This is a genomic window from Pseudomonas sp. TE6283, assembly GCF_054060555.1.
In genome coordinates this window covers 22360-37785 of sequence record NZ_JBSSDH010000017.1, presented here as the reverse complement: position 1 = coordinate 37785, position 15426 = coordinate 22360, and the positions used below count along the sequence as shown (strand labels likewise).

The window sequence follows — 15426 nt, the reverse complement described above, 5'->3', positions numbered from 1 at the left end:
CTGACCACACGCTCCTTTTGCAGATCCAAAGAGGAGCCAGCTAGCGACTGTAACGCTCGCTCAGTAAATGGTATCAGCCTTCTGATGTCGGCTGGCCACCTGAGGTCACGGTGTCGACACGCTTTTCCAGCTGCTGGAGACGCTTGGACATCTCGTCCAGCTGGCGAATGCGAGCGGCGCTCTTGCGCCACTCGGCCAAGGGTTGCATGGCCGTACCGGAAGAATAGCCACCCGGCTCGGTAATCGAACGGGTCACCATGGTCATGCCGGAGACGAAGACATTGTCGCAGACGTCGATGTGGCCGACCATCCCGACACCACCGGCAATCATGCAATGCTTGCCGATGCGGGTACTGCCGGAAATCCCGACGCAGGCCGCCATCGCCGTGTGGTCGCCGACCTGCACGTTGTGGGCGATCTGGATCTGGTTGTCGAGCTTGACGCCATCGCCGATGCGGGTGTCCGACAGCGCGCCACGGTCTACCGCGGTGTTCACGCCGATCTCCACATCATCACCCAGGGTGACGCCGCCGATCTGCGCGATCTTGCGCCAGATGCCCTTCTCGTTGGCAAAGCCGAAGCCCTCGCCACCGATCACCGCGCCAGACTGGATGACCACGCGCTTACCGATGGTCACGTCGTGATACAGCGTGACACGCGCAGCCAGCCAGCCACCCTCGCCGATGACACAGCGTGCACCGACGAAGCAGTGCGCGCCGACCGTCACATTGGCGCCAACGCGCGCGCCGCTCTCGATCACCGCGAACGGGCCGATGCTGGCGCTGGCATCGACCTGGGCATCCTCGGCCACCACGGCGCTGGGATGGATTCCCGCCACAGCCTTGGGCTTCGGATCGAACAGGTGCGAAATGCGCGCATAGGCCAGGTAAGGGTCGGGAACGATCAGGGCGTTGCCGGCAAAACCTTCGGCGTCCTCGGCCTTGAGCAGTACCGCACTGGCCGAGGAATCGTCCAGGAACTTGCGATACTGCTTGTTGGCCAGGAAGCTCAACTGCCCGCAACCGGCCTCCTGCAAGGTGGCCAGCCCGGTGATCTGCAGCGCCTCGGGGCCTCTGAGTTCGGCCCCGAGGGCTTCGGCCAGCTGGCCGAGCGTCATGGTCACGGTCATATCAACGGGCTTGGTTCATGCGCTCGATGACCTGACGGGTGATGTCGTACTGAGGCTTGACATCGATGACCGCGCCACGCTCCAAAACCAGGTCGAAACCGCCCTTCTTGATCACCTCCTCGACAGCGCCGTCGAGCTTCGGCTTGAGCTGCTTGAGCATGTCGCGGTCGGCCACGGCCTTGGCTTCGTTGAGTTCCTTGGACTGGAACTGGAAGTCGCGGGCTTTTTGCTTGAACTCGAGCTCCAGGCGTTCACGCTCAGGCTGAGGCATCTTGTCGCCGCCCTTGATCAGGCGGTCCTGGATACCCTTGGCACTGCTTTCCAGGCCCTTGAGCTTGGTCAGTTGCGGCCCGAACTTCTTCTCGGCGTCAACGGCGTACTTCTTGGCCGCGTCGGACTCCAGCAGAGCCATCTGATAGTTCAGCACGGCAACTTTCATTTCGGCGAAAGCCGGGGTGGCGACCAGCGCCGCGGCCACGAGGGCCAGTTGGGTCAACTTACGCACGATGCACTCCTGGATAATCCGTTGTCGTTATGCAAGGGCCGACCTCAGAAGGTCTGGCCCAGAGAGAATTGGAACACTTGCGTGTCGGCGTCGTCCGGTTTCTTGATCGGCATCGCCAGGCTGAAGCTCAGCGGGCCCAGCGCGGTGATCCAGGTCACGCCCAGACCGACCGAGCTGGCCATGTCCGAGAAGCCGACCTTGGTGCAATCGGGCTTCGAGCCGCAGTTGGTGTCGAACACGTTACCCACATCCCAGAACACGGACGTGCGCAGCGAACGCTGATCCTTGACGAACGGCAGCGGGAACAGCAGCTCCACGCCACCCTGGACGAGGACGTTACCACCGAACGGCAGCGGATCCTGGTCCGGGTCGGCGATGGTGCCCTGGTTGCCGGTTACCGCAGCGCCACGGCTCGGTGTGCTGCGTGGGCCCAGGGTGCTGTCCTTGAAGCCGCGTACGGAGTTGAAGCCGCCCGCGTAGTAGTTTTCATAGAACGGCAGGCCGGAGGTCGAACCGAAACCATCACCATAGCCCAGTTCGGTGTGCAGGCGCAGGGTGTAGTCGTTGTTGATCGGCTTGAACAGCTGGCCACGGTAGTCGAGCTTGTAGAACGACAGGTCGCTGCCCGGCACGGTGGTTTCCAGCGTCAGGCTCTGGGAGTGACCACGGGTAGCCAGCACGCCTTTGTTCAGGGTCGACTCGGACCAGCCGATCGAGGCCTTGAAGTTCAGGAAGTTGTCGCCTTCGTCCTGGAGGAACTTGAAGATCTCGTCGACGGTGTAACGGCCGGTCTTGATCTTGTCCTGCTGCACGGTCAGGCCGTAGGTCAGGCGCGAGGTCTCGCTGATCGGGTAGCCGAGGCTGACACCGGCACCGAGGCTGTCCACCGCATAGCTGGCCACGTCGACGTCGAGGTCGTCGTAGTCGGTGCTGCGGTAGAAGGCGTTGTAGCCCAGGCTCACGCCATCGGCGGTGAAGTAGGGATCGACATAACCGAAGTTGTAGCGGGTCTGGTACTCGGAGCGGGTCAGGCCGATGGAGACCTTGTTACCGGTACCGAGGAAGTTGTTCTGGCTGATCGAACCGCCCAGGATAAGGCCGGCGCTCTGGGCGAAACCGACGCTGGCGGTGATCGAGCCGGAGGCCTGCTCTTCGACGCTGTAGTTGACGTCGACCTGGTCGTCGGTACCCGGTACCGGCGGCGTCTCGACGTTGACTTCCTTGAAGAAGCCCAGGCGCTCGAGGCGGGTCTTGGACTGGTCGATCAGGTAGGTCGAAGCCCAGCCACCTTCCATCTGACGCATTTCGCGGCGCAACACTTCGTCTTCGGTCTTGGTGTTGCCGCGATAGTTGATGCGGTTGACGTAGGCACGCTTGCCCGGATCGACGACGAACATGATGTCGACGGTGTGATCCTGGTCGTTCGGCTGTGGCACGCCGTTGACGTTGGCGAAGGTGTAGCCTTCGTTGCCCAGACGACGGGTGATGAGGTCGGAGGTGGTGGTCATCACCTTGCGCGAGAACACCTGGCCCGGCTGCACCAGCAGCAGCGACTTGACCTGGTCTTCCGGCACTTTCAAGTCACCGGACAGCTTCACGTCGCGGACGGTGTACTTCTCGCCCTCGTTGATGTTGACGGTGATGTAGACGTGTTTCTTGTCCGGGGTGATCGACACCTGGGTGGACGCGATATCCATGTTGATGTAGCCGCGGTCCAGGTAGTAGGAACGCAGGCGCTCCAGGTCACCGGAGAGCTTTTCCCGGGCGTACTTGTCGTCGTTCTTGAAGAACGACAGCCAGTTGGTGGTCTTGAGCTCGAACAGCTGGCCGAGGGTCTCGTCGTCGAAGACCGTATTACCCACCACGTTGATGTGCTGGATCGCGGCCACGGTGCCTTCGTTGATCTTGATCTTCAGGCCGACGCGGTTGCGCGGCTGCGGCACGACCTCGGCGTCGACCTCGGCGGAGTAGCGGCCCTGGGCCACGTACTGGCGCTGCAGTTCGTTACGCACGCCTTCCAGCGTCGCGCGCTGGAAGATTTCGCCTTCGGCCAGGCCCGACTGTTTCAGGCCCTTCATCAGGTCTTCGGTGCTGATCGCCTTGTTGCCTTCGATCTCGATGCTCGACACCGAGGGGCGCTCGACCACGTTGATGATCAGGACATTGCCGTCGCGGTTCAGCTGGATGTCCTGGAAGAAGCCGGTCTTGAACAGCGAGCGGGTCGATTCGACCAGGCGGCGGTCGTCGACCTGGTCACCGACGTTCAGCGGCAACGCGCCGAACACGCTGCCGGCGGACACCCGCTGCAGGCCGTTGACACGAATATCGGAGATGGTGAAGGACTCGGCGTGAACTTCAGCGATCATCAGTGCGGAGAGCACCGCAGTTAGCAGCAGACGTTTCATGAAGTCCTTTTATTCCAACTGGCAATAAACAACCTGCCGCGACAAGGCGGCAGGTTTTCGCGATTGAGCGAAGCTTTTATAGTCGACCCAGATCGTTGATCAGGGCGAGCAACATCACCCCGACGACCAAACTGATACCGATCTGGACCCCCCAACCTTGCACCCGATCCGAGAGCGGACGACCGCGCGCCCACTCGATCAGGTAGAACAGCAAATGCCCCCCATCCAGTACCGGGATGGGCAGCAGGTTCAGAACCCCCAGGCTTATGCTCAGGTAGGCCAGGAAATTCAGGAAATCCCCAACGCCCGACTGGGCTGAAGCGCCCGCCACTTTAGCAATGGTTATCGGTCCGCTCAAGTTTTTTACCGAGAGCTCCCCGAACAGCATTTTCTTCAGCGATTCGAGGGTAAGGACGCTCATGTTCCAGGTGCGGGAAAGTCCCTCGCCCACCGCCTCCAGCGGCCCATAGCTGACTTCGCGGAGCATCTTCGCCGGCCATTCGGCGGCCTTGACCCCAGCCCCGAGGTATCCGCCGGACGCCTGGCCCTCGCCCTTGCGCGCCAGGGTGACGGCAACCTCGAACGGTGCGCCGTCGCGCTCGACGCGCAGGCTGACCGCTTTCTCGGGACGGGCGCGAACCGTGTCGACCACCTGCCGCCAGTCGGCCAGCTCGACACCGTCGAGCGCCAACAGCTTGTCTCCGGTCTTGAGCCCGGCCGCGGCGGCCGGCCCTTTCGGATCGATCTCTGCCAGCACCGGCACCATCGCCGGACGCCAGGGACGCAGGCCAAGGGACTGGATCGGCTCGGGTTCATCGACGCCCTTGAGCCATTGATTCAGGGAAACATTCAATTGGCGCTCGGCCGTCGCGCCCTCATCGAGCACCCCGACCCGCAACGTGCCGGTCTCGCCTAGACGGCGCACCAGTTGCAGATTGACCGCCGACCAGCCATTGGTCGGTTCGCCATCGATGGAAACGATTTCCTGGCCAACGCTCAGACCGGCGCTGGCCGCCAGGCTGCCAGCCTCGACGCCGCCGATGACCGGACGCACCTGCTGCGAACCGAGCATGGCCACCACCCAGAAGAACAGGATGGCCAGCAGGAAGTTGGCGATGGGGCCTGCGGCCACGATGGCGATGCGCTGGCGAACCGATTTGCGATTGAACGACTGCTCGACCAGCGCCGGAGGAACCTCGCCCTCGCGCTCGTCGAGCATCTTCACGTAACCGCCCAATGGAATAGCGGCGACGACGAACTCGGTGCCGTGGCGATCATGCCAGCGCACCAGCGGCGTGCCGAAACCCACCGAGAAACGCAGGACCTTGACCCCGCAACGCCGCGCCACCCAGAAGTGGCCGAACTCGTGGAAGGTAACCAGCACACCCAGTGCAATCAGGGTGCCGACAATCATGTAGAGCGCAGTCATGTCCAATCTCCGGGTGACATTCGGCGGAGTCGGCCGCAGGCTTCAGCGGCCGTGGCGTCGCAGCCACTCCCGGGACAGCTCCCGGGCACGCTGGTCGGCGGCGAACACCGCCTCGAGGGTGGGCAATGCCACCACGGGCTCCTGGCCGAGCACCTGTTCGATCATACCCGCGATCTCCGGGAAGCGGATACGCCGCTGGAGAAACGCCTCGACGGCCACTTCGTTGGCGGCGTTGAGCACCGCCGGCGCACTGTTGCCCGCCTCGGCAGCCTGACGCGCCAGGCGCAGGCATGGGAAGCGCTGTTCGTCGGGCGCCTGGAAATCCAGACGGGCGATGGCGAACAGGTCCAGCGGCGCGACGCCCGAATCGATACGCTCCGGCCAGGCCAGGGCGTTGGAGATCGGCGTGCGCATGTCCGGGTTGCCCAGTTGGGCAAGCACCGAGCCATCGACGTAATCCACCAGCGAGTGAATGACGCTTTGCGGGTGCACCACCACTTCAATCTGGGACGGCCTGGCATCGAACAGCCAGCAGGCCTCGATCAGTTCCAGGCCTTTGTTCAACATGCTGGCCGAGTCGACCGAGATCTTGCGACCCATGGACCAGTTCGGGTGCGCGCAGGCCTGCTCCGGCGTTACATCCAGCAATGCTTCAGCAGGGGTTTCGCGGAACGGCCCACCGGAGGCGGTCAGCAGGATCCGGCGCACGCCGACAGCGCCCAGGCCACGGGCGTAATCGCCGGGCATGCACTGGAAGATCGCGTTGTGCTCGCTGTCGATCGGCAGCAACACCGAACCACTGCGATGCACTGCATCCATGAACAAGGCCCCGGACATCACCAGGGCCTCCTTGTTGGCCAGCAGCACCTTCTTGCCCGCCTCGACCGCAGCCAGGGTCGGGCGCAGGCCGGCGGCGCCGACGATGGCCGCCATCACGGTGTCCACCTCTGACGCAGCGGCCACCTGGCACAATCCGGCCTCACCCTCGAGCACCTCGGTGGCGCAGCCCGCCGCGCCCAGCCCCTGACGCAAGCGCGTGGCCGCCTCGGCGCTCGGCACCACGGCGAACGCCGGCCGATGACGCTCGCACAGGGCGAGCAGCTCATCGATGCGTGAATAGCCGCTCAGGGCGAACACCTGGTAACGATCAGGGTGCCGGGCAATGACGTCCAGCGTGCTAAGGCCGATGGAGCCAGTGGCCCCCAGCACGGTTATGCGTTGCACGGCACTCACATCACACCCCACTCAGCCGCCCACAGCAGCACGGCAAACATCGGAATCGCCGCGGTCAGGCTGTCGATGCGATCGAGCACGCCGCCATGACCCGGCAGCAGGTTGCTGCTGTCCTTGATGCCTTCACGGCGCTTGAACATGCTTTCGGTCAGGTCGCCGACCACCGAGGACATCACTACAACGACAGCCCCCAGCAGGCCCAGCAGCACCTGGCCGATACTCCAGTCGCGGGAGAAACCCACGACCAGGGTGATCAGCAGGCTGACCGCGAGGCCGCCATAGACGCCCTCCCAGCTCTTGCCCGGACTGACCTGCGGCGCCAGCTTGCGCTTGCCGAAGGCCCGACCGGAGAAGTACGCGCCGATATCGGCAGCCCAGACCAGCACCATCACCGACAGGATCAGCCAGTTGCCCAACGGCCAGTGCTTGAGCAGTACCAGGCCCTGCCAGGCAGGCAGCAGCACCAACAGGCCAATCAGCAGGCGACAGGCGGCGCTGCTCCACAGCTCGCCGCTGCGCGGGTAGGTCAGCACCAGCCAGGTGGCCAGGGCCCACCAGATCACCGAGGCGCCCAGCACCCAGGGCGCAAGGTCGGGCATCAGGTAGAGCAACATCAGGCCGCCCGCCACCACCGCGGCGTAGGCGATGCGCAGCGGCTGCGCGACCAGGCCGGCCAGGCGCGCCCACTCCCAGGCACCGAGCGTCACCACGAAGCCGATGAACAGGGCGAAATCTCCACCGTTGAGCAGGAAGAAACCACCCAACGCGATCGGCAGCAGGATCAGCGCGGTAATGATGCGTTGTTTAAGCATTAAGCACGGGCTCCGGCTTCGACCTGCTCGCTGGTCTTACCGAAGCGGCGCTGGCGCGAAGCGAAATCGGCCAGCGCGTTGCGCATGGCCTCGTGTTTGAAGTCCGGCCAATAGAGGTCGGAGAAGTACAGCTCGGCGTAGGCCAGCTGCCACAGCAGGAAGTTGCTGATACGGTGCTCGCCGCCGGTGCGGATGCACAGGTCGGGCAACGGCAGGTCGCCGGTGGCAAGGCAGGTCTGCAACAACTCCGGTGTGATGTCGTCCGGCCGCAGATGACCGGCCTGAACCTCACGCGCCAGGCGCTGGGCAGCCTGGGCGATATCCCACTGGCCGCCGTAGTTGGCGGCGATCTGCAGGATGAAACGGTTGCTGCCTGCGGTCGCGGCCTCGGCCTCGCGCATCGCCGCCTGAAGCTCAGGATGGAAGCGCGAGCGGTCGCCAATGATGCGCAGGCTGATGTTGTTGTCGTTAAGGCGCGAGGCCTCGCGGCGCAGCGCCTTGAAGAACAGCTCCATCAGGGCACTGACTTCGTCCGCCGGTCGCTGCCAGTTCTCACTGGAGAACGCAAAAAGCGTGAGCACTTCGACCTTCGCCTCGGCGCACACTTCGATCACGGCGCGCACCGCATCGACACCCGCTTTATGCCCGGCAGCGCCGGGCATGAAGCGTTTCTTCGCCCAGCGATTATTCCCATCCATGATGATCGCCACGTGACGCGGCACCACGGAGGGCACAGTCTGCTTGGTCTTTTCCATGAAGGCGTCCTGACCCTTAGATGGCCATCAGGTCCTTTTCTTTTGCTTCGGTGGCCTTGGCGATCTGCGCCTCGAAATCCTTGATCAGCTTGTCGATGTCGGCACTGGCACGACGCTCTTCGTCTTCACTGATTTCCTTGTCCTTGGACAGCTTCTTCAGATCACCCATGGCGTCACGACGGATGTTGCGCACGGCAACGCGCGCATCTTCGGCCGCGGCGCGAGCCTGCTTGGTGAAGCCCTTTCGGGTTTCTTCGGTTAGCGGAGGCATATTGACCAGCAGCAACTCGCCCAGGTTGGTCGGATTGAGATTCAAGCCGGCGCTGCCGATGGCCTTGTCGATGGCGCCCAGCATGTTGCGCTCGAAAGGCACGACTTGCAGGGTCTGGTTGTCCTTGACGGTCACGTTGGCGACACTGGTCAGCGGGGTGTCGGAGCCATAGTAAGGCACCATCACGCTGCCCAGGACGCTCGGATGCGCCTTGCCGGTGCGGATCTGGCCAAATGCGTGGATCAGCGACTCCAGCGACTTTTGCATGCGCGCCTGGGCGTCTTTCTTGATTTCGTTGATCATTTTTGAACTTCCTCGATCAGAGTTCCTTCCGCACCACCATGCACAATGTTGAGCAGGGCGCCGGGCTTGTTCATGTTGAAGACGCGCAGCGGCATCTTGTGATCGCGGCAAAGGCAGATTGCCGTCAGGTCCATTACGCCCAGCTTGCGATCCAGCACTTCATCGTAGGACAGATGATCGAACTTCTCGGCATGCGGGTCCTTGAATGGATCTGCAGTGTATACACCATCGACCTTGGTTGCCTTCAATACCACGTCGGCATCGATTTCGATGGCGCGCAGGCAAGCGGCGGAGTCGGTGGTGAAGAACGGGTTGCCGGTACCGGCAGCGAAGATTACGACTTCCTTGGAATTCAGGTGGCGCATGGCCTTGCGACGATCGTAGTGATCGGTCACACCCACCATGGAGATAGCCGACATGACGATGGCGGTGATGTTCGCCCGCTCCAGCGCGTCGCGCATGGCCAGACCGTTCATCACGGTGGCCAGCATGCCCATGTGGTCGCCGGTAACGCGATCCATGCCGGCCGCACTGAGCGCCGCGCCACGGAACAGGTTGCCGCCACCGATCACCAGGCCGACCTGAACGCCGATGCCGACCAGCTGGCCGACTTCCAGCGCCATGCGATCCAGGACCTTGGGGTCGATCCCGAACTCTTCCGAGCCCATCAGGGCCTCGCCGCTAAGTTTGAGTAGAATGCGTTTATAGCGAGCCTGATGACCACTGCCCTGCTGAGCCATTGCGAATCTCTCCTGCGGCGTTTGTAAAAATCTGGCGGGCTGTTTCAGCCTGCGCGTAACTCTAGCGTGACGCACTTGATGCGCCAGCGAGCAACGGTCTCGTGAACCGCTCCCGCTTTGACAAAGAGGCTGCGCGCGTAAGCGGGCAGCCTCTTCGGGGCGACAGACGAATCCGTCTTACTGCTTGGCGGCAGCTACCTGGGCGGCAACTTCGGCAGCGAAGTCGTCAACCGGCTTCTCGATGCCTTCGCCGACCTTGAAGTAGGTGAAGGAAACGATTTTAGCGCCGGCGTTCTTGGCCAGATCGCCAACCTTGACTTCCGGATTCATGACGAAGGCTTGCTCTTTCAGCGAGGCTTCGGCCTTGAACTTGTTGATACGACCGCTGATCATGTTCTCAACGATGTTTTCCGGCTTGCCGGCGATCTTGTCGGCGTTCAACTGCAGGAAGACGTTCTTCTCGCGCTCGATGATCTCGTCGGAGATTTCCGACGCATCCAGGAACTCTGGGTTCGAGGCTGCAACGTGCATGGCGATGTTCTTGGCCAGATCGACGTCGCCGCCTTTCAGGACAACAACGGCACCGATCTTGTTGCCGTGCAGGTAGGCACCGACAACGTCACCCTCAACGCGCACCAGGCGACGGATGTTGACGTTCTCGCCGCACTTGGCAACCAGGGCTTCACGGGCGGCTTCACGCGAGGCGATCAGCGGAGCGGCGTCGGTCAGCTTCTGGGCGAAGGCTTCTTCGAGGCTTTCGGCAACGAAGTTCTTGAAGTCGTCCTGCAGGGCCAGGAAGTCGGTCTGCGAGTTCACCTCCAGCAGAACGGCGGATTTACCGTCGGTCTTGACCGCGATAGCGCCTTCAGCAGCGACGTTGCCAGCCTTTTTGGCGGCCTTGATGGCGCCCGAGGCACGCATGTCGTCAATGGCTTTTTCGATGTCGCCGCCGGCCTTTTCCAGGGCCTTCTTGCAATCCATCATGCCTTCGCCGGTACGCTCGCGCAGTTCTTTGACCAGCGCCGCAGTAATTGCTGCCATTTCAAAATCCTCTTGGAAAGTTTTTCAACCATTCCACCCGCTCGTCACGGGCGTTAAATTCTGCAAATCGCTGCCTTTATATCAGCTCGCCCATGATGCGGGGCCGTTGCTGACAGCAGGATTTCAAGGTGGCAAAAAGGGGGCCAAGCCCCCTTTTTGCGTGCCAAGTCGACGCCAGGCGTCAATTACTCGGCAGCAGGTGCAGCCGCTTCTTCAGCGTAGACTTCAGTGCCGCCGGCAACGTTGTTGCGGCCGCGGATGACGGCGTCAGCCATCGAAGTCATGTACAGCTCGATGGCGCGGATGGCGTCATCGTTACCTGGGATGATGTAGTCAACACCTTCCGGGCTGCTATTGGTATCGACAACGCCGATGACCGGGATGCCCAGCTTGTTGGCTTCGGTGATGGCAATGCGCTCGTGGTCGACGTCGATCACGAACAGGGCATCAGGCAGGCCGCCCATGTCCTTGATACCACCCAGGCTGCGGTCCAGCTTTTCCAGATCGCGCGAACGCATCAGGGCTTCTTTCTTGGTCAGCTTGGCGAAAGTGCCGTCTTCGGCCTGGGTTTCCAGGTCGCGCAGACGCTTGATCGAGGCGCGGATGGTCTTGTAGTTGGTCAGCATGCCGCCCAACCAACGGTGGTCAACGTATGGCGAACCGCAACGAGCAGCTTGCTCGGCGACGATCTTGCCGGCGGAACGCTTGGTGCCGACGAACATGATCTTGTTCTTGCCCTGGGCCAGGCGCTCTACGAAGGACAGAGCCTCGTTGAACATCGGCAGGGTTTTTTCCAGGTTGATGATGTGGATCTTGTTACGCGCGCCGAAAATGTACTTGCCCATTTTCGGGTTCCAGTAACGGGTCTGGTGGCCGAAGTGCACACCGGCCTTCAGCATATCGCGCATGTTGACTTGGGACATGATAGTTCCTTGATAAGTCGGGTTGGGCCTCCACGTATCCCAATGACCAACCCGTGCTTCCAGGGAAACCGGGCACCCAGGCCATCGTGTCGACACGTGTGTGGGTTTGAGCTGACGGAGGACATCCCCCGAAAGCGGCGCATTTTATACCACAGGCCGAGCGCGAACGGAACCCGGATCATGCTTCGTCCGTCAGCGGCTTTTGCAGCCCCCGCGCTTTGCGGCCAGAATGCCCTCAATAGACCTCCGGATCCACGGGACTCTCCCGACAGATCGCCGCCGTGCTCTGGTAGAATCCGGTCTTTCCCGTTTGTTCGCGCCTCACAGGGCGCCGTAGAGAGCCTGTTCATGACCGTCACCATCAAGACCGCAGAAGACATCGAGAAGATGCGCATCGCTGGCCGCCTGGCCGCCGAAGTGCTGGAAATGATCGAGGAGCACGTCAAGCCCGGCGTCACCACCGAGGAACTCGACCGCCTGTGCCACGACTATATCGTCAACGTCCAGCAGGCGATCCCCGCGCCTCTCAACTACAAGGGTTTCCCCAAGTCGATCTGCACCTCGATCAACCATGTGGTCTGCCACGGCATTCCCAATGACAAGGCGCTAAAGGACGGCGACACCATCAACATCGACGTGACCGTGATCAAGGACGGCTATCACGGCGACACCAGCCGCATGTTCCATGTCGGCACCGTCGCGCCATGGGCCGAGCGCCTGTCCAAGGTCACCCAGGAGTGCCTGTACAAGGCCATCGAGCTGGTCAAGCCCGGCTGCCGTCTTGGCGACATTGGCGAGGTGATCCAGAAGCACGCCGAGAAGAACGGTTTCTCGGTGGTTCGCGAGTTCTGCGGCCACGGCATCGGCAAGGTGTTCCACGAAGAGCCGCAGATCCTCCATTACGGCCGCGCCGGCACTGGCATGGAGCTCAAGGAAGGCATGACCTTCACCATCGAGCCGATGATCAACCAGGGCAAGGCCGACACCAAGGTGCTGGGCGACGGCTGGACCGCCATCACCAAGGACCGCAAGCTCTCGGCCCAGTGGGAACACACCCTGGTGGTGACCGCCAACGGCTACGAGATCTTCACCCTGCGCAAGGACGACACCATTGCGCGCACCTCGGCCTGACACTGACTAACAGGAACGCGACTCGATGCCCCAGGTGGATCCCGAGCTGTTCGACCGCGGCCAGTTCCAGGCGGAACTGGCCCTCAAGGCAAGCCCCATCGCCGCTTTCAAGAAGGCCATCCGCATGGCCGGCGAGGTGCTCGACAAGCGTTTCCGTGAAGGCCGCGAGATCCGCCGGCTGATCGAGGACCGCGCCTGGTTCGTCGACAACATCCTGCAACAGGCCTGGCACCAGTTCAGTTGGGGCGCGCCGGACGGCATCGCCCTGGTGGCGGTGGGCGGCTATGGCCGCGGCGAGTTGCACCCGTTCTCGGACATCGACCTGCTGATCCTGCTCGACGCCGCCGAGCACGAGCAGTACCGCGACGCCATCGAACGCTTCCTCACGCTGCTGTGGGATATCGGCCTGGAAGTCGGCCAGAGCGTGCGCACCGTCGACGAATGCGCCGAGCAGGCGCGGGCCGACCTCACGGTCATCACCAACCTGATGGAAAGCCGCACCATCGCCGGCCCCGAATCGCTGCGCCAACGCATGCTCGATGCCACCAGCACCGCGCACATGTGGCCGAGCAAGGAGTTCTTCCTGGCCAAACGCGCCGAGCTCAAGGCCCGCCACCACAAATACAACGACACCGAGTACAACCTCGAGCCCAACGTCAAGGGCGGGCCGGGCGGCCTGCGCGACATTCAGACGGTACTCTGGGTGGCCCGGCGCCAGTATGGCACCCTGAACCTGCATGCCCTGGCCGGCGAGGATTTCCTGCTGGAAAGCGAGAACGAACTGCTGGCTTCGTCGCAGGCCTTCCTCTGGCGCGTGCGCTATGCCCTGCACATGCTCGCCGGGCGCGCCGAGGACCGCCTGCTGTTCGACCACCAGCGCAGCATCGCCGCGCTGCTGGGCTACACCGACGAAAACCCCAAGCGCGCCATCGAACAGTTCATGCAGCAGTACTACCGGGTGGTAATGAGCATCAGCCAGCTGTGCGACCTGATCATCCAGCACTTCGAGGAAGTGATCCTCGCCGATGACGACAGCGGCGCCACCCAGCCGCTGAACGCGCGCTTCCGCCTGCACGACGGCTATATAGAAGCGGTCAACCCGAATGTTTTCCGGCGCACCCCCTTTGCCATGCTGGAGATCTTCGTGCTGATGGCCCAGCACCCCGAGATCAAGGGCGTGCGCGCCGACACCGTGCGCCTGCTGCGCGAGCATCGCCACCTGATCGACGACAAGTTCCGCAACGATATCCGCAACACCAGCCTGTTCATCGAGCTGTTCAAGTGCGAAATCGGCATCCACCGCAACCTGCGGCGGATGAACCGCTACGGTATCCTCGGCCGCTACCTGCCGGAGTTCGGCCTGATCGTCGGGCAGATGCAGCACGACCTGTTCCACATCTATACGGTCGATGCACACACCCTCAACCTGATCAAGCACCTGCGCAAGCTGCAGTACACCCCGGTGTCCGAGAAATTCCCGCTGGCCAGCAAGCTCATGGGACGCCTGCCCAAACCCGAGCTGATCTACCTGGCCGGCCTCTACCACGACATCGGCAAGGGTCGCCAGGGCGACCACTCCGAGCTCGGCGCGGTGGATGCCCAGGCCTTCTGTGCGCGCCACCAGCTGCCTGCGTGGGACAGCCGGCTGATCGTCTGGCTGGTGCAGAACCACCTGGTGATGTCCACCACCGCCCAGCGCAAGGACCTCTCCGACCCGCAGGTGATCAACGACTTCGCCTTGCACGTGGGCGACGAGACGCGCCTGGACTACCTCTACGTGCTGACCGTGGCCGACATCAACGCCACCAACCCCAGCCTGTGGAACTCCTGGCGGGCGAGCCTGCTGCGCCAGCTCTACACCGAGACCAAGCGCGCCCTGCGCCGGGGCCTGGAGAACCCGCTGGACCGCGAGGAGCAGATCCGCCAGACCCAGAGCGCCGCCCTGGATATCCTGGTGCGCGAGGGCACCGACCCGGACGACGTCGAACAGCTCTGGTCGCAACTGGGTGACGACTACTTCCTCAAGCACACCGCTGCCGACGTGGCCTGGCACAGCGACGCGATCCTCCAGCAGCCGGCCGACGGCGGGCCGCTGGTACTGATCAAGGAAACCACCCAGCGCGAGTTCGAGGGCGGCACGCAGATCTTCATCTATGCCCCCGACCAGCACGATTTCTTCGCCGTGACCGTGGCCGCCATGGCCCAGCTCAACCTGAACATCCACGACGCCCGGATCATCACCTCGAGCAGCCAGTTCACCCTCGACACCTACATTGTGCTCGACAACGACGGCGGCTCGATCGGCGACAATCCGCAGCGGGTCAGGCAGATCCGCGACGGCTTGACCGAAGCGCTACGCACCCCCGAGGACTACCCGGCGATCATCCAGCGCCGGGTGCCGCGCCAGCTCAAGCACTTTGACTTCCCGCCGCAGGTGACCATCCTCAACGACGCCCAGCGGCCGGTGACCATCCTCGAGATCACCGCCCCGGACCGCCCCGGCCTGCTGGCACGGATCGGGCGGATCTTCCTGGAGTTCGACATCTCGCTGCAGAACGCCAAGATCGCCACCCTAGGCGAGCGCGTGGAGGACGTGTTCTTCATCACCGATGCCGACAACCAGCCGCTGTCCGACCCGCAGCTGTGCAGCCGCCTGCAGGAGGCCATCGTCCGGCAGCTGCAGGCCGGCCAGGCCAGCGATGCCAGCCCCACCCGCATGACCTTTTGACGATAACGAGACCTTGCGCCA

Annotated in this window: 13 protein-coding genes; 2 read left to right on the top strand and 11 right to left on the bottom strand. The window is 62.9% G+C overall.

Annotation, left to right across the window (positions count from 1 at the left end):
• Nucleotides 1-73 precede the first annotated feature (73 nt).
• The 11 genes from lpxD to rpsB all read right to left on the bottom strand — a co-directional run bounded on the left by lpxD (nucleotide 74) and on the right by rpsB (nucleotide 11546).
• Nucleotides 74-1129: a UDP-3-O-(3-hydroxymyristoyl)glucosamine N-acyltransferase gene (gene lpxD / locus ACVWZ5_RS20020; RefSeq protein ID WP_084942496.1), complete on the bottom strand. Its 1056-nt coding sequence runs from the start codon at nucleotides 1127-1129 to the stop codon at nucleotides 74-76.
• Nucleotide 1130: 1 nt separating this feature from the next.
• Nucleotides 1131-1634, bottom strand: coding sequence for an OmpH family outer membrane protein (locus ACVWZ5_RS20015; protein WP_023629834.1), 504 nt, complete (start codon nucleotides 1632-1634; stop codon nucleotides 1131-1133).
• Between the two features lie 44 nt (nucleotides 1635-1678).
• Nucleotides 1679-4039, bottom strand: coding sequence for an outer membrane protein assembly factor BamA (gene bamA, locus ACVWZ5_RS20010; RefSeq protein ID WP_028690670.1), 2361 nt, complete (start codon nucleotides 4037-4039; stop codon nucleotides 1679-1681).
• 76 nt (nucleotides 4040-4115) lie between these two features.
• Nucleotides 4116-5468, bottom strand: coding sequence for an RIP metalloprotease RseP (gene rseP / locus ACVWZ5_RS20005; protein ID WP_084942495.1), 1353 nt, complete (start codon nucleotides 5466-5468; stop codon nucleotides 4116-4118).
• 42 nt (nucleotides 5469-5510) lie between these two features.
• The gene (gene ispC / locus ACVWZ5_RS20000) at nucleotides 5511-6701 is read right to left on the bottom strand and encodes a 1-deoxy-D-xylulose-5-phosphate reductoisomerase (protein WP_062574936.1); all 1191 of its coding nucleotides are present in this window, start codon (nucleotides 6699-6701) and stop codon (nucleotides 5511-5513) included.
• Nucleotides 6698-7513, bottom strand: coding sequence for a phosphatidate cytidylyltransferase (locus ACVWZ5_RS19995; protein ID WP_280070496.1), 816 nt, complete (start codon nucleotides 7511-7513; stop codon nucleotides 6698-6700). The genes ispC and ACVWZ5_RS19995 overlap by 4 nt, the downstream gene beginning before the upstream one ends.
• Nucleotides 7513-8268, bottom strand: a complete 756-nt coding sequence (uppS, locus tag ACVWZ5_RS19990) for a polyprenyl diphosphate synthase (RefSeq protein WP_062574938.1) — start codon at nucleotides 8266-8268, stop codon at nucleotides 7513-7515. Before uppS ends, ACVWZ5_RS19995 begins: the two co-directional genes overlap by 1 nt.
• Nucleotides 8269-8284: 16 nt before the next feature.
• Nucleotides 8285-8842: a ribosome recycling factor gene (gene frr / locus ACVWZ5_RS19985; RefSeq protein WP_062574939.1), complete on the bottom strand. Its 558-nt coding sequence runs from the start codon at nucleotides 8840-8842 to the stop codon at nucleotides 8285-8287.
• On the bottom strand, nucleotides 8839-9582 hold the full coding sequence (gene pyrH / locus ACVWZ5_RS19980) for a UMP kinase (protein ID WP_028690676.1): 744 nt from the start codon (nucleotides 9580-9582) through the stop codon (nucleotides 8839-8841). Before pyrH ends, frr begins: the two co-directional genes overlap by 4 nt.
• 177 nt (nucleotides 9583-9759) lie before the next feature.
• Entirely contained in the window at nucleotides 9760-10623 is an 864-nt protein-coding gene (gene tsf / locus ACVWZ5_RS19975) for a translation elongation factor Ts (RefSeq protein WP_062574940.1), read from the bottom strand.
• A gap of 185 nt (nucleotides 10624-10808) precedes the next feature.
• Complete coding sequence (gene rpsB, locus ACVWZ5_RS19970; protein ID WP_028690678.1) at nucleotides 10809-11546, bottom strand: 30S ribosomal protein S2; 738 nt, start codon at nucleotides 11544-11546, stop codon at nucleotides 10809-10811.
• A gap of 348 nt (nucleotides 11547-11894) precedes the next feature.
• Between rpsB and map the strand changes: the two genes are divergently transcribed.
• Complete coding sequence (map, locus tag ACVWZ5_RS19965; protein ID WP_028690679.1) at nucleotides 11895-12677, top strand: type I methionyl aminopeptidase; 783 nt, start codon at nucleotides 11895-11897, stop codon at nucleotides 12675-12677.
• A 25-nt stretch (nucleotides 12678-12702) separates the two neighbouring features.
• Nucleotides 12703-15405 (top strand): [protein-PII] uridylyltransferase, encoded by a 2703-nt coding sequence (locus ACVWZ5_RS19960; protein WP_280070495.1) that lies wholly within the window; start codon nucleotides 12703-12705, stop codon nucleotides 15403-15405.
• Nucleotides 15406-15426 lie beyond the last annotated feature (21 nt).